We start from the raw sequence: 21,644 nt of genomic DNA, 5'->3' as shown, positions 1-21,644 counted from the left end.
AGATGAAAGGTCATATACTGTAGTGTCAATAAGTCATTAATAAGTCATAACTATTTAAAAAAAATGACTAATTATGACGATTGGCTATAATCTAATAGGCGATACACGTAAGCTTTTTTGAATGGTGGACCTTATGAATTGCCCATGAAGTAAACAAATTCAAAATAACGTTTCAGTTCGTTGCGATTAAAAAAGAGTGAAGACAAAGTTAATTTAACTTTGTCTTCACTCTCTTACTTCAATATTTCTTATCTTCTATAAGACTCTCTTCTATTGCTTTCATAATAGCTGAGGATCTGTTTTTTACATTTAATTTCGAATAAATGTTAGAGACATAATTTTTCACAGTTCCGACTGAAAGAAACATCTTTTCTGAAATGTCTTTATTGGATAATCTTTGAGTTAAACATTTTAATACTTTTAATTCTTGATTATTTAATTCATATGGGTTTTTCATAGAGTTATGGTCAAGTTGTTTCGAGTGTTCGTTTTTAGTTGATTGTATCTGACCAAACACCTCTTTTGCTAATTGTTGAGGAATGAGGGAACCTCCGTGATACACCATTTTAATTCCCTGAACCAAAAATTCAGGATCAACAGCCTTTAATATGTAACCCTCTGCACCAGCATTTAAGGCATTCAAAACGTGTGTAACATCTTGAAAAGTAGTAAGTATAATAATTTTTATATTGGGCCATCGTTTTTTAATTTCTTCTGTCGCCTTTACACCATCCATCACCGGCATTTGAATATCCATTAGAAGAATATCAATATTTTCCCTTTCACATAAAGCAATGGCCTTCTCTCCATTTTCCGCAGTTCCAATAATCTCAATGTCAGAAATGCTTTCAATCACAATTTTTAAGCTCTTTCTTAAAATCTCTTGATCTTCGACGATTGCCGCTTTTATCATGATAATGACACTTCCTTTGCCGTAGGTATGTGACACGTTATCCTCATACCAGCATTCAATTTCGAATAAAATTCCACTGTACCTGCCAATGCCGATATTCGATCTTTCATTGAACGTAAGCCAAACCCTAAATGCAATTCACTAAAGCCCATTCCATTATCTTCAATGAGAACAATCAATTCTTTTTGATTAAACGAAATAGTTACATTAATAATGGTAGCCTGCCCATGTTTTTTCGCATTTGTAAGCCCTTCTTGTATACAACGAATAATGGCAAACTTTATCCTTTCGCCGACTTTGGTCGCTTCTCCTTCTACAATCAGTTTTATATCCGTTGATGTATGTTTCATAAAATCAACAATCAATTCTTGTACAGATTCAATAAGTGTTTGATGAGTCATGGGCGACATCTGGTGAATTGTCTTTCTCACATCATGCAATCCATCTCGTGCTAAATCCGAAATCTCTTTTATATTTTTTTCTGCTTCTATTTTATCTGCCCGATATAGAAAAGGAAGAGCATCTAAACTCGTTATGACTGATGTGAAAATATGGCCTACTGTATCATGCAAATCTTGTGAAACTCTATTTCGTTCTTCCTTAATCGTCAGTTCCTCAATCTTTTTTGAGTAATATTCCAAGTCCTCGTTTTTTTCCTCAATAGAAGCAATTAACGTTTTATTGGCGTTATTGACAATGGTCATCCTTCCTAAACATAACCCGATACCATAAAAAATAGTTGTATCAATGAAGCGAGCAAAGAAACCCTCATCAGCGAAGAGATCGCCGGCCAATGTGCCAGCAAAAAAAATAGAAATATATAAGAAAGGTCCTAACCAAATTAACGGCTTCACTTGACAAGCATAAGCTACAGTAAGCATAGGCAAGAATAGAAAACCGTAAGTCTCTGATATTTCATATTGGATCGATAGGTAAATAAACGCTGAACCCGTTAGCAATACCTCGGCAAATACATACTTTGGGAATTTTATAAGCCCAGGCCTATAAAATAGGTGAGGTATTATGTATAAACTAATAGCCCACAAAAGTAAAATCCACTTGTTCAAACCTGTCGTACCTATGAATATCACGTAGCCAATATTCGTAATCCATATTGTACGAATGAGAAATAGAACATAGTCCAACCAATGCCATTTCCTTTGATCCATTACTGCTCTCATACTTTTATATCCCCCAACTACGGCGTCTATTTCATCGTTCCTAAAACTACTTCGCCATTCTCTTTCGTATAATTGATTATGTTTAGTTTATCTTCAAGGGAGAAACTAGTATAGTTTTTCTTTAAAGCTTCCAGGCATGATAATCATATTTTTCCATCCAAAAAGTAATCTCTTCAGTACTTTTTTTGAGAAATTTAGTGCGCCGTTACTAGAATAAAAAAAGAGCTGCCTGAACAGTTCAATGCTCTTCTTCTAAAGTACCCCCGTTAGTTTAGGTATTAATCCTTCACGGTCTCATATTTCATAAGCGCTTTCAGCTGTTTCATTACCGAATGAACTGTTAATCTGTGAAATGAGATAAGTTTCCCCTCGAAAACGACTGAAAATATTCCATAAGGAGTTGGGGATAACTCCATCAGTTCTTCTCTACTTTTCAAATCAATGATTTTGACATCTATACCTAATTCATTTGCACCCATAATTATATTTTCAGTTGCGACTTCTACGTAAGGACATTGAAAGGAGCGTAGTATAGTAAGGTTTTCAAATTTATTAATTCTTTCATCCCAATTAGCAGGAAAGACTGGTAGTAAGCTGCTATTTTCAAACTGATAAACAAGTAATTCAAAATTATAAGGTGCTGTATCTACCAGTTTAAAATGATTCTTTAAAAAGATATCCTTACTTGGTGTCCAAGAAGTTTCAGGATTTGTAACCACTACTACACCTCGCTTAGAATGGCTTTTTGCATCTTGAAGACATTTATTAATCAGTTTAGTCCCGTATCCTTTTCCAGTTTGACTTACCCATAGACAATGGATTACCAAATAATTATTAGCGTGAACCACCCTAGAGGAAAACTCTGCGTCAGTATATTCAATAAAACCTACTTGTTTTTTATTTTCTAGTAATTGAATATACTTTAAACCTCTCTCAAAACTTTCGTTTAGCCACTTATTTTTGTTTATGTATCCAAGTGATTTTTTTTTACTTCTAAGACAATAACTCCCCATTCCTTCGAGAATTTCGGTATCTAGTTCAACCATTTGGAAATCTCCCAAAGAAATCCCTCCTTTTTTCTATATATATATCTATTTCTATTTGTTTTATTATTTCTCCATTGTTATTTCCTTCTTCCACTAACCTGCCCATTTAGTTGACAAAGAAAAGAGAGCCATTTAAACAACTCAAAGATCTTCTCCTGCCACGTTAGTGCAATAAGAACCTGGTCTATTTAATATGAACGTACTGGTGAAATAAGATGAAGATAAGAAGAATTGTCAATAGGTTCAATTAAGACTGGCCTCATTGAACCACCGAAACTTATTCTGATTTCTTCTTCTTTTATTACTTTTAAGGCGTCCATTAAAAAGCTTCCATCAATTGAAATACTTAAATTGGTCTCACCATTAATCATTTTAATATTTTGAGTTTCTTCTATTTTCCCTATTTCTGATGAGTTTGAGGAAATTCTTATTTTTGTATCATTTTTAATTTCTAAATGAACATTGTTATTTTTCCATTCGCTTGCAAAAAGACAAGCTCTATCAATACCCTTTAATAGCTGATTTGTGTTGAGAGTAATTATTGTCTTCGAATCATTTGGCAATAATCCTGAAATGTTAGGATAATTACCATCAATTAACCTTGAAAAAAGTGAGCTAGTATTTGATTTAAATACAATATAGCTATCTGTTACAAATATATGTATGACACCAGTTTCCTTATCAATCAACTTGATAAGCTCATTTAAGCTTGTACTTGGAACAATGAATGAACCACTTACATTTGATTCTACTGCAAGCTCTCTTAACGCTAAACGATGGGAATTTGTTGCAACACACGAAAGGTGGTTATCTTTGAATGACATATTTACGCCTGTCAAGACAGGTTTAGATTCACTCTTTGAGACTGCAAATACAGTTTGTTTAATAATATCTATTAATTCAACACTGGGGATTTTAATGAATTTAACTTCTTCAATTTGAGGAAGACTTGGGTATTCTTCAGCATTAAATCCGTATACTTTGGTCACAATTTCATCGGATTGAATGGTAACTAATTGTTTTTCGCTTACTTTTATATGTATTTTATCTGGTAGTTTCTTAACAATTTCACTTAAATGTTTTGCAGAAATAACAACACTACCCTCGTGATAAACTTCCAATACTTTTACACCATCAATCGTTAAAGGAATAACTTTTTCAATAACAATATCAGAATTGCTGCCGACAAGGATTATACAATTATTATTAGCAGTTATCTTAATACCTGACAAAATAGGAAAAGGTGTTTTTAATGAGACTGCTTTATTAACATCTGAAATTGCTTTGTTAAAACATTTATTATCTATTATAAATTCCATAATAAAATCCACCTCATTTTAATCGTTAGTGAACTATTTCGACAAAATACCTGAAATTCCCTTTTTATTATTCAACTATACTGCCTCGTTAATGTAGTACATTTCTTCACAATCTTTATAATAAATTTAACATACATTTCCAATGAAAAATCACCTCAACCTAAATCTGAAGAGGTGAGATGATTTTAAGCAAACTTTATTTTTTATAAAACTAAACTACACTTACTTTTATTAGCTTTATCTAGACATCGCTTTAGAGAATTAACCTTATTTCAATTCGATTCTTGATTCGGGAGTTTTGGAATCATTAATGCCTCTTTTGGTAGCTCAATGAAGGCTTTTATGTGCTTAAATACTATTAACTCTTTTCCTGCATATAAACTTCTTCATAAGGCTGAACAATGACAAAACCGTCTCCTTCAAACCTCATTTGGATCGATTCTCCACTACCTCTTCCAATGAAAGTTTTTAGTGAAACATCCGTTTGAAATTCTGGTTGAAGGTTCCCCGACCACGCTACAGTTGCATTTGGATCTGTAATAATTGGTTTCCCAGGTGTTACACGTAATGTGAGTGGTTCATAGTGGACTGTAATGGCAATCATACCAGTCCCTTCGCACCGAACATTAAACAAACCACCTGCCATCATACCTGCTACTTTTCTCATAAGCTTGATATTGTGATTGATAGAGTGTTCGAATGCAAGTAGATCATTTCCATTTACATAAATTGCTTCGTTCTGTAAATAAAGAATTATGATTTTTTTCCCACTGTCAGCAAGATATAACTTTCCTTGCCCATTTGCTTTCATGAGGGCAGCACCTTCACCAGTCAAAGCCTTTTTGAACATAGCCCCGATTCCATGTTCTAAAATACCTTCTCGCTCAAACTTTATCTTTCCATTGTAAGCGACCATTGAACCTGCCTTTGCCCAAACGAGTCCATCAAGATTTACCTCCAGCAAACGAGGCGTCTCTAATTCAAAAAATCCTTCTCCTTTGTCCTCTTGCTCCGTATTTTTAACAAATTCAGTAATCGAGTATTTATTCATGCCACACAACCTTTCATTTTTTTACATATACGTAAAAATGTACACCTAGGTTTCAACTAATCCACCATTTTTAAAACATAGATGCATATATATAATAGTTATTAAACAAGGCTACACCTTTCACCTATCTCACAAATCAAATGTAATAAAGTCCATATTAACTGGTTCAATACCCCCTGCTCGGTTTATCCCTCCTGTTAAGAAGGTATGTCCCCTACCCCCAAAAAAATGCCAAATACACAATATCTTCTTCTTGAAGTAACCCGCCCCGTTAGTAAATAGGTGCCACCACTAAACAGAGTTATTTAACATATCACAAATATAAAGAAAAAAAGCCGCACCAAAAGACGGTTTTCTCCGACTTTTAGAACAGCCCATTTTCATATTGTTAAATTACAAAATAATACAATAGACAAAATTAAATTTCCCTGTTATTATCCAATAATATTTCTACCATAAAAATTTTTAAACTAATTATTATCAATAACATAAATTAAATATATAGGGTTGTCTTCTACTTTATAGACTAATGTCATCATGTAGATTCCTTTATCCTCTTTTGAAATATCTATCATTAGCTTATCAGGATTTTGCTCCCACTCACTGATATCAATCTCTGTTTCTTTAAAGGTTTTAGTGTTTCTAACCCCAGCTAAATGCGGTTTGACTTTCTTTCCATCTATTCCTAAAACAAGATTCTCTACTTCAATTACTGACCCTTTTAATTCTCCTACTTCAACATATTGTGGATCAGCTATTAAATTTTCTAATTTAGTTAAACCTTTTAATGGAGAGAAATCTGTTATTTCATTTTCTGTAATATTTAGCGTTACTAAGTTTTTAGCATGTTCTAAACCTTCAAGAGATCTAGCTCTTCTTGATTCACTTGTTAAAGTTGTCAGTTTATACATATCACCAAGCGTAATATCTCCAGTTAATCCTAACGTTTTCTTGATAGAATTACTTAAATATTTATCTTTTATAGTAATCACTTGAGTTAAATCTATTTCAACTAAACCTTCTTTAGCAGCTTTTAATAAAGCTAACCCTTCATCTACTTCTTGTTGAGTCGATTTTTTATTAGCTAGAATCTCTTCTGCTTTAGTTAGCGTAGTTTTTAGAATTTCCATACTTTCAAAGGTATAATCATCTTTATCAATTCCTTTTGCCTCTTCAATTGCTTTTTCTAGATCTTTCGTGAATAGTCTTTCTGCATTTGCGAAATGTAATTTAGCATCTCCCCAAGTAGCATGGTCAGATCCATTACCATTTCCACCGTCTTTAACTACTAGTTTAAGTTCCTTCGCTCCGTTTATATCTACTTCTACAAATTTTTGTGGGTCTCTTGAATTCATTACGCCACTATCAAATTTCTTTTCACCATCTACATATACTTCAAAACTTACTGCTCCTACAGATCCAAACATTTGTCTATCGACTCCAACAAATGAACTGAAATATGCAGAGTCTTTGTCCGTTAAATCGTAGACGATTGTTGATGTCGCGTGAGTACCGATACCTCTTTCATATGATACTACTTCATCAGAATCATCTGTAAGTCTTAATGCGTTACCACTTATAGACTTATCCTTCGTAAGTGTTCCCCAACCTGTATTTGCTGACTTCCAATCGTAATCCGTTAAGTACTTATAATCATCCATATCCACCACTGCGATTGTTCTAGTTTTTGTCACTGTATTTCCATCGCTATCTGTAACTGTGTACGCAATTTTATACTTGCCGGCTCTATCAAAGTTTACTTGATCTGTTCCTGTAACTTTTACTTCAGATGTTAAGTCCCCGTCCTCTGCATCAATTGCTGAATAGCTTTCATTTAAATCGATTTTTTGTCCTACTTTAGTTGAAATGGATTTAGCTATTGTCATTTTTGGTGCATTATTTAAAGTTAAGAATTTTGCGTCACCGAAACTACCATGATCTGAAGAAATTCCATTACCTGCATCATTTAAAACTAGTTTTAATTCATTTACATCTTTTACAGGTATTCTTACTAGTTTTGCTTCTGTATTATATTTCATTAGCCCACTGTCATAAACTTCTTTTCCATCAGCTAGAACTTTAAACTTAATACTTGAATTATTTTGTTCTTGTATATTTCTATCCACACCTATAAATGTTTCAAAATATTCGTAGTTAGAATTAGCAAGGTTATAAACCACTTCAGCATTTGCATGTGTTCCAATACCTTTTTCAAATTCTTTGTTTTTACCATTCACTAGTAATTTAATATTGTTATTTGTGCTAGATTTATCTTTTCGAACTGTTCCATAATCAGTTCGTGCTGATTCCCAATCGATATCACTTAAGTAAGAAGCCGCACTATAAACAACTATTGTTCTAGTTTTAGAGATTGTATTCCCATCACTATCTGTTACCGAATATTCTACATTGTAAGTACCTGTTTTATTTGAGTTAAAGCCGTTTATTTTAACCTCAACTTGCTCTATTAAATCGCCATCTTCAGTATCAAATGCTTCTACATCTTTTAATACATTAAAGTCTTCGTTTAATTTAACTGTCACTATTTCTTTCGGTACAGCTAATGAAGGTTTACTAGAATTTTTCGTGAACTTAGCATCTGCCCATACTGTATGATCTGCTGTGTTACCGTTATTTTTGGCATCTGTTGTCACTAGTTTTATCTCTTTAGCACCAGTAACAGGAACCTTTACAAATTCATGTTCTGTGTTCGCATTGAATACGTCACTTTCGAATTTCTTTTCGCCATCAACCCATACTTCAAATGTTGCAGTTGAAGCTTTACCTTTCATAGCTTGATCAATTCCTATATAGCTTTCGAAGACGTCAAAGTCTTTGCCCTCAATGTCATAAACCACTTCAGAATTTGCGTGTGCGCCGATTCCCTTTGCATAGGTAGTATCTAAGCCTTGTCTAACTAATGTAATTGCTCCACCAGCAGGTGCTAAATCTTTCTTTAGTCCTCCCCATGCAATATTAGCTGATTTAGCATCCAAATCAGAGATAAATGTGAAATCACTTGCCACAGTAAATTTTGTTGTTTTTGTTTCTGTAGTCCCAGCATTCTTCACTTCATAAATAATTTCATATTTCCCTTTTTTTGTTACATCGACGTTACTCGATTTTACAACTACATCTTTCGTTATATCATCACCTTGATATGTAGCCGCTTTTACGTAATCCATTGGATCAAATTCTTGGCGTAATTTTAGGGTTACATGTTCCTCAGCTGACAGAGTTGGCTGATACGCCTTCACTTCTACTGGTTTTAAACTATTTAGTTTCTTATCATAGCCAATAATTTTGTAAGTATAGTTTTGATCCATGTCTAATTTTTGGTCTACAAATTGATCAGTACTAGTAAATCCAACTAATTCACCGTCTCTATAAATTTCAAAGCCTAAGAAATCGTCCTTATATTTCTTATCCATTTTGAAACTTAACGTCTTTGATTTAGCGGAAGCATTCGAAGCAATGCTAACTTTAACCGAAGCATTTTTGTCTTCTATTACTCTTCCTTCATAGCCTACTACAGAGTCATTTAAATACCACGATTTCTTTGGTTTCTTATACTTGGCAGTTTTCTCTCTTGTTTTTTCATTAACCACAAATCCATGTCTAGCAAAATGTTCACTTAAATCCAACTCCAATACTTCAGAAGAGAATTCAACCAAATATTGTTGTTTAGAGCTTTCTCCATCTGTAAGCTTTACATCTCTTTCTCTATAAAGTCTATTTAATTTCCCCCAATAGCCAGGGCTATACATCTCTAATTGCCAATACACACCTAACTTCTCGAAAACTCCTTGATCATTATAATCTTTTAAATTTTCTTTTATTACATTTTTATAAATGTTTGCTTCATATGGGATTCTATTATCTAACTTACCGTAATAGCCAGACATGTATTGTGGTAACATATTGTTCGTTGTTTCACCGTATAACCTAACACTTACATCCATTCTATGACCTATCTCATGTGTTAAGCCCCATGATGGGCCTCTTACTTCAAATGGAATTAAGTGATTAGCAACAACATCATCTAAAGTACCGATATGGTCGCCAGCTGCATACATATACGCATATGGTTGAGCAAGACGTACATTATCTCGAATATATTTAGGGTCATGACTTTCACTACTAGCATCCAGTCCATAATATTTAAATATTTCTTTCATATGTGTATTGTACGACTTGATTGTTTCAAGTGGGCTATAGCCATCTTCTATATACGTTTTGTACGCACCTGTTGCTGTACCCGTCCAGAAAATATGGTCACTCACGAATTCGAATACGTCTAGCATTTCTCTATCTTCAACATTTGGATGTTTTGCTTTATCTTCATCTAATTTTTTCTTGTAATCAATTAAGAATGATTTGAACTCTTTTACATTAGTATCTGCTGTTGCGAAAGGAATTTTTTTCACACCTTCAAATCGGATTGTCGGCGCTTTTTCTTGTTGTTCTTTCGTATATGGATTAATGATATAAATACTTCCACCAGGAGTGACAGCCTTGTTATACCAGCTATCTTTATTAACCTTTGGTACAGTGATTTCATTTTTACCAGGTACTAGGCTGACATCTTTTCTCCAACTAGACCAAGAACCTTCTTGCTGGGCAAAAGATAACTTAGGTAATGGTCCTGTTGCATCCGCATCAACATAAACAGTAATTTGATCTCCTGGTTGAGCAGCGAAGCCTGTAGGCTGCAGATTGTTACCAAAGCCAAACTTCAGGTTTTGATTTGCATGTTTCACCATATCTCCATGTTGTTCTGCTACAACTAGAGTTCCTTCGATTTGAACTCCATTCACAATAGATTTAGCTAAATCTAGTCGATCTTTTAGAATAGAATATAGTGGGTGTCCTTTCGCTTCCTTCTCCAGTGCGTTGATTTTATCTACACTATTGAATTCTGGCACTACCTTACTCATTGTTCCATCAGTGAAAATACTATTCACCTTATCTTCTATGACATCTTCAGTATAGAAAGCTAATTCCGATAAAGTTGCCCAATTTTGATTTGATTTCTTGAACTTAAATTTAATTCTTTTAAATTTAGTAGATTCGAATTTAGCTTCGACTAATCCTTCTACCATATTATGTTTACCTGTTGTAACTAGTTGATATGTATCTCCTTTAGACGTTTGAGAAGCATAAATTTCAAACTCTTCAGCGAATCCTTTGCGATCAGATTTTCTTGCTCCATACATGATTCTATTTAATTCCACTGATTTTTTAAATTCTACTTCTACTTCTACTTCATTTGTGAAGTCATTTGAATTACTTTTATTCGTTTCCCAGTAAGTATCTAGGTTGCCATCGACGGCATTCCCGATTACTTGACTAAGATACTGACCAGCATTATTTCGGATACTCTTAATATTTTCAATATCCATTCTAAACAACTTAGAATATTCCTCATTAGAATAATACTCAAAAGGTTTTGTTTTGGCTTTAGTTGCTTCTATGTTTGATTCATTTATTAATACTAATGCATCTTCTATATCTTCTATAAATTCATCATATAAAGGGTGTGATTGAACCTTTTTCTCTAATGCTTCTAACTTTTCTACTGTATTGAACTCATCAGATACTTTATTATGGTTTTCATCAGTAAATAGTTTTTTCATACTCTCTTTTACTTGGTCTTCTTTATAAAAACTAAATTCTGCTGCACTTGCCCAATCTTGATTGGCCTTTTTGAACACAAATTTGATTCTTTTGAATTCAGTTGGTTTAAATTGAATTTCAACAACATCACTGGTTGAACCTTTATATTCTCCAGGAGATACTAAAGTATAATCATCACCTTCATCCGAGATAGAGCTATAAATTTCAAACTCTTCCGCAAATCCTTTGCCTTTAGCACTGGTTTGTCTAGCAGCATAAACAATTCTATTTAATTCAGTCGATTCATTTAAATTGAATACTACCTCGTTAGTAAACTGCGCAGTATTCGCTCTTCCAGTCTCCCAATGTGTATTCATATCACCATCTATTGCTTTATTAATAGGAGAGCCTGAATAATTTCCCCCGTTGTTTGTTATCGATTTAATGTTTGTATTATTCATTTTGAAGACTTCATTATACTCACTTAAACTACTATTTCCGTATAAATCAAATTTACTAACTGTAGCATTTATTGCCTCATTGATCTTGCTTTCTAATGCCGTTTTATTAGCATTGGTATTCGGTGCTGCCAAAACATTCACAGCACTCCCCGAATAACTTGCTAACAACGCTGTTGATGTTGCAATAGCAATTAATTTAGACATTTTCTTTGACATATGCTTTCTCCTCCAGATGAATAAAACCCTAAGAAGTTCATTAAAAAAGCTACTCTATAAGAGAGTAGCTAACTTTTGATAACGTCTAAATAAAAATGATTAAGACATTTTTATTTAACCCAAAATAACAAAAAGTATAATGTACTCTTTGGCAACTGGCTGGCATAGTTTTTCAACCTTAGCCCCTCTAGCTTTGCGTCCCTAAATTTCTCTAGGTTTGCCTATTCAATTTTTATAAATCTAAAGTACCATGATATCTTACACTACATCATGAATCATATGAATTGTTTTACATCTAATAAGTTCCAATTTATTTCCCTCACTCTAGTTATTACAACCTAAAACTTATCTCCTATTTATTGGTTTTATAATAAAAATATCATTTTCATTATCGAAAAAGTCGCATTACTTAAACTTTACTTGAATTGTGTTTTTTCTTATATAGTAATAATGTATCGCATTAAATATTTTACCTTTAAATTTTTTACCTATATCACTATACATTCATTAAACTATAAGAAAAAACTCCTAAACTATTCATTATCCTCTAGTAGTTATGAGCATTAACTTTAAATCGTTTAAATTGCTAGCTATAGCAAAATTATTTTATTATTTGGATCATAGATTCATTAGTAATTGATTGTGGGATATCTTTAAACAAATAAAAACCTCTCATTTATTTATACCAAAGAGTTTTTAACGAAATTATTTGATTCTTTCTAATGACGAGTTTGATTTTCAACACAATAAAAAAACACCACTTCATTGGAAGTGGTGTTTTTTTACATTATTCAGTTTTTGCATCGTTCATTTGATCAAATTGGATGCCGGTAATATGTACATTTACCTCTTGCGTTGCAAGAGATGTCATATTAAAGATAGCTTCACGAATCTGGGTTTGAACTTGATGAGCTACTTTCGCAACAGATGCTCCATATTGCACGAAGCAATATACATCTACGATTAAGCCCGCTTCAGTCCATTCGGTTTTAATACCTTTCCCATGAACCTTTTTACCGAATTTTTCTACTACGCCTGTAGCGAAGTTTCCTCTTGTACCAGAAACGCCTTCCACTTCTGTAGTAGCAATTCCTGCAATAACTTCAATAACTTCAGGCGCTACTTCAATCTTACCTAGCTCTTCCTTACCAGCAGGAGTGCTTTGAGGTAAAGATTGTATCACTTTTTCAGCCATAGAATTCGCCCCTTTCTTATGAATTCATGACGTCATTTTCTTCAAGGAACTTCGTATTGAAATCACCTTTTTTGAATACCTCATGATCCATTAATTTAGCGTGGAAAGGAATTGTTGTTTGAATGCCTGGTCCTTCAACAATGAATTCACCTAATGCGCGTTTCATCTTAGCAATTGCTTCTTCACGTGTATCTGCATGTACAATCAATTTTGCAACCATTGAATCGTAGAACGGAGGAATACTATATCCTGGATACATAGCAGAGTCGATACGGACACCGTAACCACCCGGAGCTATATAATCTTCTACTTTACCCGGTGAAGGCATAAAGTTTTTAGATGGATTCTCAGCATTGATACGACATTCCATCGCCCAACCATTCACTTTCACATCTTCTTGTTTATACACTAATTTCTCGCCAGAAGCAATCTTAAGCTGTTGTTGAACAAGATCAATACCTGTAATCATTTCAGTTACTGGATGTTCTACTTGAATACGTGTATTCATTTCCATGAAGTAAAACTTGTCTTCATGGTAGTCAAAGATGAATTCTACCGTACCAGCACCGCGGTATCCACAAGCTAACGCAGCTTTAACTGCAGCCTCACCCATCTCAACGCGACGTTCCTCAGAAAGTGCAGGAGACGGAGCTTCTTCAACAAGTTTTTGCATACGACGTTGAACTGTACAATCACGTTCACCTAGGTGAATTGTATTGCCATAGTTGTCCGCTAGTATTTGTATTTCACAGTGACGGAAATCCTCGATGAATTTTTCTAAGTATACGCCAGGGTTACCGAATGCTGCAGCAGCTTCTTTTTGAGTGATTTGAACACCTTTAATCAATTCTTCCTCAGTGCGTGCTACACGGATCCCTTTACCACCACCACCGGCAGTTGCTTTAATGATTACTGGGTAACCAATACCTTTCGCAACTTCGGCTGCTTCAGCTGCATCTGCAACGATACCAACTGAACCTGGAACTGTAGGTACACCGGCTTTAATCATTGAGTCTTTTGCTATATCTTTAATACCCATCATTTTGATGGCATCTGAAGTTGGTCCAATGAAAGTAATACCAGCATCTTCACATGCTTCTGCAAAGCTAGCATTCTCTGCTAAGAAGCCATATCCTGGGTGAATTCCATCACAGCCAGTTTTTTGAGCAACACTTAGTATACTACTAATTTTCAAATAACTCTCACTAGAAAGTTTTGGTCCGATGCAATATGCTTCGTCAGCTAATTGAACGTGAAGTGCATCACGATCTGCTTCTGAGTACACAGCTACAGACTGAATATCTAATTCTTTACAAGCGCGAATAATACGTACCGCTATTTCTCCACGGTTTGCAATTAATACTTTTTTCATTTGGATAGGCCTCCCTTAGTTCTCTTTTACTAGGAACAGAGGTTGACCATATTCAACTAGATCGCCATCTTTAACAAGAATTTCAACGATTTCGCCACTAACTTCTGCTTCGATTTCATTAAATAATTTCATAGCTTCAACGATACATACTACTGCTTCTTCGCCTACTTTATCTCCAACTTTTACGAAAGCTGGTGATTCAGGGTTTGGAGCTTGATAGAAAGTTCCTACCATCGGTGAAGTGATTTTGTATAATGATGCATCCACTGCTGGTGCTGCTGGCGCTGCTTCAGCTACAACTGGTGCTGCAACTGGTGCTGCAGGAGCCGCAACTGGTGCTGGCGCTGCAACTGGAGCTACTTTAACTACTGGCGCTTCAGTTACAACTGCCACACCACCATGTTTTTTAAGTTTCACTTTTGTATCTGCTACCTCATAAACGAACTCGTCGATTGAAGATGAATCTACTAATTTAATAATTTCTCGAATTTCCTGAATTTTCAACATAAATTACTCCCCTTAATTTTGTGAAATATAATACACTACTTATTCTATCGTGTTTTGGGGTATTTTTAAATAGATAATTGAAAATAGGAATTATTCAAGACAATATCGTTATTTTTTCGTTAAAAAGACTCAGATTTAAAGTCGACTACTATTTTACCAGCTGTAGGTACCTCTTTTTTAACCGTGTATACGATTTCATCTGCTTTTGATTTTGATAATTCAGCAGATTGTACTGTAACACGAATTTGATCATTTTCAGCTCGTACAAATGCATCTGAATAACCTAAAGTTTTAATGAGCAATTCTAGCATCGCTTCATTAGATTCTTTCTTAACAATAACATCCATCTCGTTAAATGCTTCATTCTTTTCTTCAGCTGTATACTTATCTGAAGCTATTTTTTGCGTTAGAGTTGTTTTCAATTGACTACGTTCATTTATTAACTCCATACGCATTTCTTCAAATAAGTCACTTTGTGCTGTGACAGGTGTTTTATCATTGCCTGTTAGTTTAGCAATATCATCAACTGCTGTGCTATTTAATGTGCTATCTGAGAAGATTTTAAGACCATTAAATGGTTGTGCTGGATTCATAAGATAGTACACTGAAATAACTGCTGCTAAACTCAATAATGTTAAAAACCAAACTGCTCTCTTTTTTACTCTCATTTTATTTCCCCTCTCTTTTCCATAGGCATTACAACAATTCTGTGTGCAGGAATTTCCAGCACTTTTGTCAGCGTAGTTACTAATTCATTCTTTACCGCGATGTCATTCGCCCCTTCCGCAACAACTAATACTCCAGTTACTTGCCCACTTTCTTGTCCAGTTGTATTAGACCAGCTGAAATAATTCTCTAAGGATGAAGAATCTTTTTTTACATCTTGTGCCGTTTGTCCACCTGCATAAAAATAAAGCTCAACTTTCCCGACTTTGTCAATCCTAGATAAAATGACTGCTAGCTGTTCCGCTTCATTAGTAGATACATTCTCTCCTTTAGACGATGTTTTCATAGGATTTTCATTATTGTATGAAAACATGGCCACAATAATGATGACAATTGCCATCAATATTCCTACATAGTAAATTGACGTTTTTTTCATATTCTGCACCGCCCGAGCTAGTCATCCCCCTCTTCACATCTTTCCTGTTATCTACATCATTGTATGAAGCATAACTCTAATCTATGAGATACTAATGCCAAAAATTAAAAACAAACTTTAAAATCCATATTGCAACGATTATTTTCAATAGAATAACCCACTCTTCTGGGTCCTCCAATAGTAAACTTACAATTTTGCCAACGAATATAATGACGACTAAACCAAGTAAAAATGCTTCCACAACCCCAATCCTATCCTTCTTGTATTTGTAGTTTCAGAAGTATAACGGCTAATATCGCTGTGAAAAAGAAGGCAAATGCAATAATAAAAGATACTGCACACAAAACAAATAATGTTTTGCCTATATCATCTAAAAAACTCGCAATATCTTTATCAGAAAAAGGTTCCATCAATGCTGCCAAGAAACGAAAACTTAATCCTGTCATTAAAATTTTCAATGTCGGGATAATAGCAGCAGTAAATATACCTATCATTAAACCTGTACTCGTTACCGTTGCAGTAGTTGATGAATATTTTCTAAATGTACTTAAACTCTCAGTTATAAAAGAACCTATGAATGGAATGTTTTGTTGGATCATCTTTTTCAATGGTCCTAGTGCAGCTCCGGTAAAAGATACTGAAACTACACTATTCATAACTAGAAACATCGAATAGCACATGACTGTAGCAGAAACGACGCTTAATACAAGTACTCGTATAAAGTCAGCCATTCGAGCAAAAGATATTTCTGGCATGAAACGAGATAGAAAATCAAAAATCAAAGATGCCGTCAACAGAGGAATTAGCCATCTCCCCGTTAAAAATACAGCAAATTGAATGAGTAGTAATAACATAGGATGCCACGCCATTAATGACATAGCTCCTGCTGAGATGGCCATTGCAGACATTAATATTGGATAAAGGGCACTAAAGAATGCAATCATATTCTCAGATAATGCCTGCATCATAGTAAATGATTGATAAACTGGCTTTAATGTCGTAGTAAGTATAGCGATAAAAAAGAAAACCCTTGTCCACTCTTTAAATTGAGGCATTATAAAATTTAATAATAAAAAGAGTAGTGCATAAAAAAGTAATGAAACGAGTGTAAATAATGTGTCCTTGAAGGGGGCGACCAAAATCTCCTGTAACCAGTCCAATCTTGCCCTCCTATCTTTTTTTGACGTTTACCCAAAAATCTCTTCTATTAAATTGAGTTTGTCCATAAAAATGACAACCTTTATCTACTATGGTTCGATCAAACGTTGCCAAATTGAAAATAATTCAATTATCTCTTTTAGCCAAAGCGATAAAATAACAAGCTTTACCGCTGTATGTGATAAAAAGGCAAGTGCTTCATAATCCTGGTCATTTAAATGTTGTGACACGGCTGTTGAAACGAAATATATAAATGCACTGCCTAGGATAAGCGATAAATATGGGATCTCAATTGGAAATGCATGCAATAACCTTTGAAGAAACGGGATGAATAAACGCATTAATAAAAAGCTCATTAATAAGAAAAAAAACACCGTATAAAAGACACGATGCAAAGCAGGAATTGCCATTTGAATGAACATTAAAAGAATAAGCATAATCACAGCGTAAAATAATATCGTCATAAGCTCAGGTAGCCGTTAACCATTGGAAGAAGGTGAGAATTTCATCAAAGAACAAACGCAAAAAATGAAGTAGTTCCGCTGCGATATACATATAGGCTAGAAAATAAAGAAAAAAAGAAAATTCCTTTTTACCGGTTTGTTCAAAGAAGATATGTAAAAGCGCAATCACAAGTCCAATACCGGCGATGCGTAGAATGTCTTGAAGTTCCGTAGCTGCCCCTCCTCTTGTATAATCTAATCTATGCAAAGTTAGAAAGAGTTATGATTTCCAATCATACAAACATCGAATTAGACAAAAAAATCGACCCTTATAGCATAAGCTATAAGGGTCGATTTTAAAGAATGACTTAATTATCCACGAGATACGTAAGTGCCTTCTTCAGTGTTAATAACTAATTTGTCACCAACATTAACAAAGAATGGTACTTGTACAACTAATCCAGTTTGAACTGTTGCTGGTTTAGAGCCACCTGAAGCTGTATCACCTTTAATACCTGGTTCAGTCTCAATTACTTCTAGAAGAACTGTATTTGGAAGATCAACACCAAGGATTTCTCCTTCGTAAGACATGATTGAAACTTCCATGTTCTCTAATAAGAATTTCAATTCGTCTTTAAGTTGGTTTTCAGATAATTCAATTTGGTCATAAGTTTCAGTGTTCATGAACACATGATTATCACCTGAAGCATATAGATATTGCATTTTGTTATTGTCAATTTGAGCTTTCTCTACTTTTTCACCTGCACGGAAAGTTTTTTCCATTACTGAACCGTTACGTAGGTTACGAAGTTTTGATCGTACAAAAGCTGCACCTTTACCAGGTTTTACGTGTTGGAAATCTAGTACACGGAAAAGTCCACCGTCTACTACGATTGTTAGGCCTGTACGAAAATCGTTTACTGAAATCATGAATGTTCCTCCAATATTACTTTATAAAATGATTAGTTCTTTTGTGGAATGAGTTAGTTTTTCATTACCTGTCTCTGTGATTAATGTATCGTCCTCAATACGGACACCACCGATTCCTGGTAGATAAATACCAGGTTCACATGTCACGACCATACCTGGTTCTAATACAGTAGGTGAACGGAATGATAATCCAGGACCTTCATGTACTTCTAAACCAATTCCATGACCTGTTGAGTGGCCAAATGCCTCACCATATCCATGTGCTTTAATATAATCACGTGTTACTGCATCAGCTTCAATACCTGTCATACCTGGTTTAAACTGCTCTAATCCAAGTAATTCAGCATTTAATACAATGTTGTAAATTTCCTTCAATTGATCTGAAGGCTCTCCAACTGCAACTGTACGTGTTGTATCAGAGATATAGCCGTTATAGAGCGCACCAAAATCTAAGGTGACAAAATCACCAGTTTCTATTATTTTATCAGTTGCAACGCCATGTGGCAATGCCGAGCGTACACCTGATGCAACAATTGTATCAAAAGAAGATGAAGTTGCTCCTTGTTTGCGCATGAAGAATTCCAATTCATTTGATACTTCTAATTCTGTTTTGCCAGCTTTAATAAATGTTAGTATATGCTCGAATGCAGCATCTGCTATTTCACAAGCGACCTTTATTATATTAATCTCTTGTTCCGTCTTAATCAAGCGGATTTTTTCTACTAAACCTGAAACTCCGACTAAATCAGTTTTTAGATGTTTCGAATATATTTCAAATGTGCTATAACTAACATCTTCTTTCTCAAATGCTAATGTTTTGATACCCATCTCTTGTACTTGATTAGCTATTTCTTCAATGATTGTAGCTTGGTGTTGTACAATTCGATAATTTTGCACTTGCTTAGCAGCTTGTTCTGTATAACGGAAATCTGTAATAAAGACTGCATCATTTTGTGAAACAATTGCTACCCCAGAAGTTCCAGTAAAATCAGTCATGTAACGACGATTATAGTCATTTGTAATAAGCATTGCATCAAGCCCTTGTTCTTGTAATGCTGCTCTTAATTTTTTTAGTTTTTCCATAATAATCAATTCCCCCTGTTATTGTTCTAAAAACATGCGTAATGCAAGTTGGTACCCCTTAGTCCCTAATCCAGAAATTTGTCCCACACACTCTGGTGCTAAATATGAGTGGTGACGGAATTCTTCACGTTTATGTATATTCGAGATATGCACCTCGATAACAGGTACATTTACGGAAGCGATAGCATCACGTATCGCAACACTTGTATGTGTATATGCACCTGGATTAAAGACAATGCCAACAATTTCATTGTCTTCAGCGTCATGAATCCAGTCTATCAACTGGCCTTCGTGATTAGACTGCTTTAATTCAATTGTGGCACCAAACTCACCAGCTAGCTTTTGAAGGGCTTTATCTATATCTTGAAGAGTTTCCGAGCCATATATTCCTGGCTCTCTTTTACCTAATCGATTTAAATTAGGCCCATTTAAACATAAGTACTTCATATCTCTCCCCCTCCGATTTGAATGAATTTATTTTACCACATCAGTATTATAAGGCATTTTACTTCGGGTGTCTAAACTTTCTGCTTTTTTATGGAACATTGCAGTTTCTACTATAAAACGTAAATGCATGGCGATTAAAACGAAGATAGGGATCGATACTTTTTTTAACTCTACCGTACCGAACATCCACCACTGTAATCCAAATAGAAAAATAACACTCAATCCCATCGCCGCTATATCTGCACGAATAGCAATGCAGAGTTCACTTAAATAATAAATCACTATTGCTAAAACAAACAACATGACCGCTAATGTTGTCCATTTAAATAATGGCATATGTCCACTGAATAAATGCCATCTCTTAGACCACCCGATTGGACTCCAATGAATGATTGAAAATAATTGTAGTAATCGTAAACAAACCGTGAACGACACGGCACTTAAAATGGATGTCCAAAACAAGACATGTATTTTCAAAACACAACACTCCTTTTTTACAAGCATTGCCTCATTTTCAAAAGCTATTCTTTTCCTAGAGCTTTTTTATAATTTTTAGTACAATAAGAACAGTTGAATATACAAAAAGAGAGCGGTGTGGCAAGTGAAGGATCAACCTCAGACTCCAATTTATGGGGGGCAAGCATTGATTGAGGGCGTAATGATGGGCGGTAAAGAACATACTGTATCCGCTATTCGCCGTAATGATGACTCAATAGAGTATTTCTATGTTAAAAAAGAAAAAAAGCCAGCGCTTCAAAGGCTGAAAAAGATCCCTTTTATTAGAGGGATAGTTGCTATTATTGAATCAGCTGCAAACGGCTCCAAGCATTTACAATTTGCAGGTGATCGCTATGATGTCAATCCAGGTGAAGAAGTTGAAGAATCCACTGAAGAAGGTTCGAAGCTCCAAATGATTTTAGGAGTAGCTGCAATTGGCGTACTTTCATTCCTTTTCGGTAAATTTATTTTCACATTGATTCCTGTATTCTTGGCACAGCTTTTCCATACATGGCTTCCAGGAAAAACTGCACAAATTTTGTTAGAGAGTGGTTTCAAACTAATATTGCTACTCAGTTATATTTATTTTGTATCACTGACTCCACTTATTAAACGTGTTTTCCAGTACCACGGCTCTGAACATAAGGTTATAAATTGTTATGAAAACGGTCTACCTTTAACAGTAGAAAATGTACAAGCTCAATCACGTTTACACTACAGATGTGGTAGTAGTTTTATGTTATTTACAGTTATCGTAGGTATGTTCATCTACTTCTTAGTACCAACAGATCCGTTTTGGTTACGCATTGTGGATCGTATCTTATTAATCCCAGTTGTACTTGGAGTGGCTTTTGAAGTATTGCAATGGACTAATGCTTGTCGGAATGTACCAGTACTGCGCTATTTAGGTTATCCTGGTTTATGGCTTCAATTACTTACAACAAAAGAACCCAAAGACGACCAAGTAGAAGTCGCTATCGCTTCGTTTAATAAATTATTAGAAATCGAGAAAGACCCAAAAAATATATCAGTAAACTAATAGAAACGCAGAAGAACTCAGGAGCTCTTCTGCGTTTTTATTGTTGTTCCCAAAATGACAATTTACA

20 protein-coding genes and 1 riboswitch are annotated in these 21,644 nt (G+C 34.6%); of the genes, 1 reads left to right on the top strand and 19 read right to left on the bottom strand.

Annotation, left to right across the window (positions count from 1 at the left end):
• Positions 1-238: 238 nt before the first annotated feature.
• The 19 genes from MKY02_RS06850 to MKY02_RS06760 form a co-directional block, all read right to left on the bottom strand.
• The gene (locus MKY02_RS06850) at positions 239-913 is read right to left on the bottom strand and encodes a response regulator transcription factor (RefSeq protein ID WP_038186664.1); all 675 of its coding nucleotides are present in this window, start codon (positions 911-913) and stop codon (positions 239-241) included.
• Complete coding sequence (locus MKY02_RS06845; RefSeq protein WP_076064872.1) at positions 910-2,094, bottom strand: sensor histidine kinase; 1,185 nt, start codon at positions 2,092-2,094, stop codon at positions 910-912. The genes MKY02_RS06850 and MKY02_RS06845 overlap by 4 nt, the downstream gene beginning before the upstream one ends.
• Before the next feature lie 278 nt (positions 2,095-2,372).
• On the bottom strand, positions 2,373-3,155 hold the full coding sequence (locus MKY02_RS06840; protein WP_210402654.1) for a GNAT family N-acetyltransferase: 783 nt from the start codon (positions 3,153-3,155) through the stop codon (positions 2,373-2,375).
• 173 nt (positions 3,156-3,328) lie between these two features.
• Positions 3,329-4,459: a DNA polymerase III subunit beta gene (gene dnaN / locus MKY02_RS06835; protein ID WP_038186668.1), complete on the bottom strand. Its 1,131-nt coding sequence runs from the start codon at positions 4,457-4,459 to the stop codon at positions 3,329-3,331.
• A gap of 358 nt (positions 4,460-4,817) precedes the next feature.
• Positions 4,818-5,510, bottom strand: coding sequence for an AIM24 family protein (locus MKY02_RS06830; protein WP_340710827.1), 693 nt, complete (start codon positions 5,508-5,510; stop codon positions 4,818-4,820).
• A 470-nt stretch (positions 5,511-5,980) separates the two neighbouring features.
• Positions 5,981-11,803 carry an NPCBM/NEW2 domain-containing protein gene (locus tag MKY02_RS06825; RefSeq protein WP_340710826.1) on the bottom strand — a complete coding sequence of 1,941 codons (5,823 nt, stop codon included), beginning with the start codon at positions 11,801-11,803 and terminating at the stop codon, positions 5,981-5,983.
• Positions 11,804-11,950: 147 nt separating this feature from the next.
• A riboswitch (cyclic di-GMP riboswitch) is annotated at positions 11,951-12,035 on the bottom strand.
• A 555-nt stretch (positions 12,036-12,590) separates the two neighbouring features.
• The gene (locus tag MKY02_RS06820; RefSeq protein ID WP_038186672.1) at positions 12,591-12,998 is read right to left on the bottom strand and encodes an Asp23/Gls24 family envelope stress response protein; all 408 of its coding nucleotides are present in this window, start codon (positions 12,996-12,998) and stop codon (positions 12,591-12,593) included.
• A 16-nt stretch (positions 12,999-13,014) separates the two neighbouring features.
• Positions 13,015-14,370 (bottom strand): acetyl-CoA carboxylase biotin carboxylase subunit, encoded by a 1,356-nt coding sequence (gene accC, locus MKY02_RS06815; protein ID WP_038186680.1) that lies wholly within the window; start codon positions 14,368-14,370, stop codon positions 13,015-13,017.
• 15 nt (positions 14,371-14,385) lie between these two features.
• Positions 14,386-14,877, bottom strand: a complete 492-nt coding sequence (gene accB, locus MKY02_RS06810) for an acetyl-CoA carboxylase biotin carboxyl carrier protein (RefSeq protein ID WP_038186691.1) — start codon at positions 14,875-14,877, stop codon at positions 14,386-14,388.
• A 119-nt stretch (positions 14,878-14,996) separates the two neighbouring features.
• Positions 14,997-15,545, bottom strand: coding sequence for a SpoIIIAH-like family protein (locus MKY02_RS06805; RefSeq protein ID WP_038186693.1), 549 nt, complete (start codon positions 15,543-15,545; stop codon positions 14,997-14,999).
• Positions 15,542-15,979 (bottom strand): hypothetical protein, encoded by a 438-nt coding sequence (locus tag MKY02_RS06800; RefSeq protein WP_038186695.1) that lies wholly within the window; start codon positions 15,977-15,979, stop codon positions 15,542-15,544. Before MKY02_RS06800 ends, MKY02_RS06805 begins: the two co-directional genes overlap by 4 nt.
• Before the next feature lie 91 nt (positions 15,980-16,070).
• Positions 16,071-16,220 (bottom strand): hypothetical protein, encoded by a 150-nt coding sequence (locus MKY02_RS06795; RefSeq protein ID WP_155981195.1) that lies wholly within the window; start codon positions 16,218-16,220, stop codon positions 16,071-16,073.
• Positions 16,221-16,230: 10 nt separating this feature from the next.
• Positions 16,231-17,139 (bottom strand): stage III sporulation protein AE, encoded by a 909-nt coding sequence (locus tag MKY02_RS06790; RefSeq protein ID WP_051448759.1) that lies wholly within the window; start codon positions 17,137-17,139, stop codon positions 16,231-16,233.
• 87 nt (positions 17,140-17,226) lie between these two features.
• Complete coding sequence (locus MKY02_RS06785) at positions 17,227-17,601, bottom strand: hypothetical protein (protein WP_038186698.1); 375 nt, start codon at positions 17,599-17,601, stop codon at positions 17,227-17,229.
• A 4-nt stretch (positions 17,602-17,605) separates the two neighbouring features.
• A complete protein-coding gene (locus tag MKY02_RS06780; RefSeq protein ID WP_051448760.1) occupies positions 17,606-17,848 on the bottom strand; it encodes a SpoIIIAC/SpoIIIAD family protein in 243 nt (80 codons plus the stop codon).
• A 104-nt stretch (positions 17,849-17,952) separates the two neighbouring features.
• A complete protein-coding gene (gene efp, locus MKY02_RS06775) occupies positions 17,953-18,510 on the bottom strand; it encodes an elongation factor P (RefSeq protein WP_038186701.1) in 558 nt (185 codons plus the stop codon).
• A 21-nt stretch (positions 18,511-18,531) separates the two neighbouring features.
• Positions 18,532-19,593 (bottom strand): M24 family metallopeptidase, encoded by a 1,062-nt coding sequence (locus tag MKY02_RS06770; protein ID WP_038186704.1) that lies wholly within the window; start codon positions 19,591-19,593, stop codon positions 18,532-18,534.
• 18 nt (positions 19,594-19,611) lie between these two features.
• Positions 19,612-20,040: a type II 3-dehydroquinate dehydratase gene (gene aroQ, locus MKY02_RS06765; RefSeq protein ID WP_340710825.1), complete on the bottom strand. Its 429-nt coding sequence runs from the start codon at positions 20,038-20,040 to the stop codon at positions 19,612-19,614.
• A 27-nt stretch (positions 20,041-20,067) separates the two neighbouring features.
• Complete coding sequence (locus MKY02_RS06760) at positions 20,068-20,517, bottom strand: hypothetical protein (RefSeq protein ID WP_038186708.1); 450 nt, start codon at positions 20,515-20,517, stop codon at positions 20,068-20,070.
• A gap of 181 nt (positions 20,518-20,698) precedes the next feature.
• Here MKY02_RS06760 and MKY02_RS06755 point away from each other — a divergent pair, with 181 nt between their 5' ends.
• Positions 20,699-21,577, top strand: a complete 879-nt coding sequence (locus MKY02_RS06755; RefSeq protein WP_051448794.1) for a DUF1385 domain-containing protein — start codon at positions 20,699-20,701, stop codon at positions 21,575-21,577.
• The last annotated feature ends 67 nt before the right edge of the window (positions 21,578-21,644 follow it).

The sequence above is a fragment of the Viridibacillus sp. FSL R5-0888 genome (assembly GCF_038009105.1).
Lineage (GTDB): Bacteria > Bacillota > Bacilli > Bacillales_A > Planococcaceae > Viridibacillus > Viridibacillus arenosi.
The sequence above is the reverse complement of the archived record's forward strand: the minus strand, read 5'-3'. Positions and strand labels throughout refer to the sequence as shown.

Excerpts from the sequence above, each read along its gene's own strand:
- MKY02_RS06785 (WP_038186698.1), bottom strand. The coding sequence starts at position 17,601 with ATGACGATATTATTTTACGCTGTGATTATGCTTATTCTTTTAATGTTC.
- MKY02_RS06755 (WP_051448794.1), top strand. The coding sequence starts at position 20,699 with ATGATGGGCGGTAAAGAACATACTGTATCCGCTATTCGCCGTAATGAT.
- MKY02_RS06800 (WP_038186695.1), bottom strand. The coding sequence starts at position 15,979 with ATGAAAAAAACGTCAATTTACTATGTAGGAATATTGATGGCAATTGTC.
- MKY02_RS06830 (WP_340710827.1), bottom strand. The coding sequence starts at position 5,510 with ATGAATAAATACTCGATTACTGAATTTGTTAAAAATACGGAGCAAGAG.
- accB (WP_038186691.1), bottom strand. The coding sequence starts at position 14,877 with ATGTTGAAAATTCAGGAAATTCGAGAAATTATTAAATTAGTAGATTCA.
- efp (WP_038186701.1), bottom strand. The coding sequence starts at position 18,510 with ATGATTTCAGTAAACGATTTTCGTACAGGCCTAACAATCGTAGTAGAC.
- MKY02_RS06820 (WP_038186672.1), bottom strand. The coding sequence starts at position 12,998 with ATGGCTGAAAAAGTGATACAATCTTTACCTCAAAGCACTCCTGCTGGT.
- MKY02_RS06845 (WP_076064872.1), bottom strand. The coding sequence starts at position 2,094 with ATGAGAGCAGTAATGGATCAAAGGAAATGGCATTGGTTGGACTATGTT.
- MKY02_RS06770 (WP_038186704.1), bottom strand. The coding sequence starts at position 19,593 with ATGGAAAAACTAAAAAAATTAAGAGCAGCATTACAAGAACAAGGGCTT.
- accC (WP_038186680.1), bottom strand. The coding sequence starts at position 14,370 with ATGAAAAAAGTATTAATTGCAAACCGTGGAGAAATAGCGGTACGTATT.
- dnaN (WP_038186668.1), bottom strand. The coding sequence starts at position 4,459 with ATGGAATTTATAATAGATAATAAATGTTTTAACAAAGCAATTTCAGAT.
- MKY02_RS06805 (WP_038186693.1), bottom strand. The coding sequence starts at position 15,545 with ATGAGAGTAAAAAAGAGAGCAGTTTGGTTTTTAACATTATTGAGTTTA.
- aroQ (WP_340710825.1), bottom strand. The coding sequence starts at position 20,040 with ATGAAGTACTTATGTTTAAATGGGCCTAATTTAAATCGATTAGGTAAA.
- MKY02_RS06850 (WP_038186664.1), bottom strand. The coding sequence starts at position 913 with ATGATAAAAGCGGCAATCGTCGAAGATCAAGAGATTTTAAGAAAGAGC.
- MKY02_RS06825 (WP_340710826.1), bottom strand. The coding sequence starts at position 11,803 with ATGTCAAAGAAAATGTCTAAATTAATTGCTATTGCAACATCAACAGCG.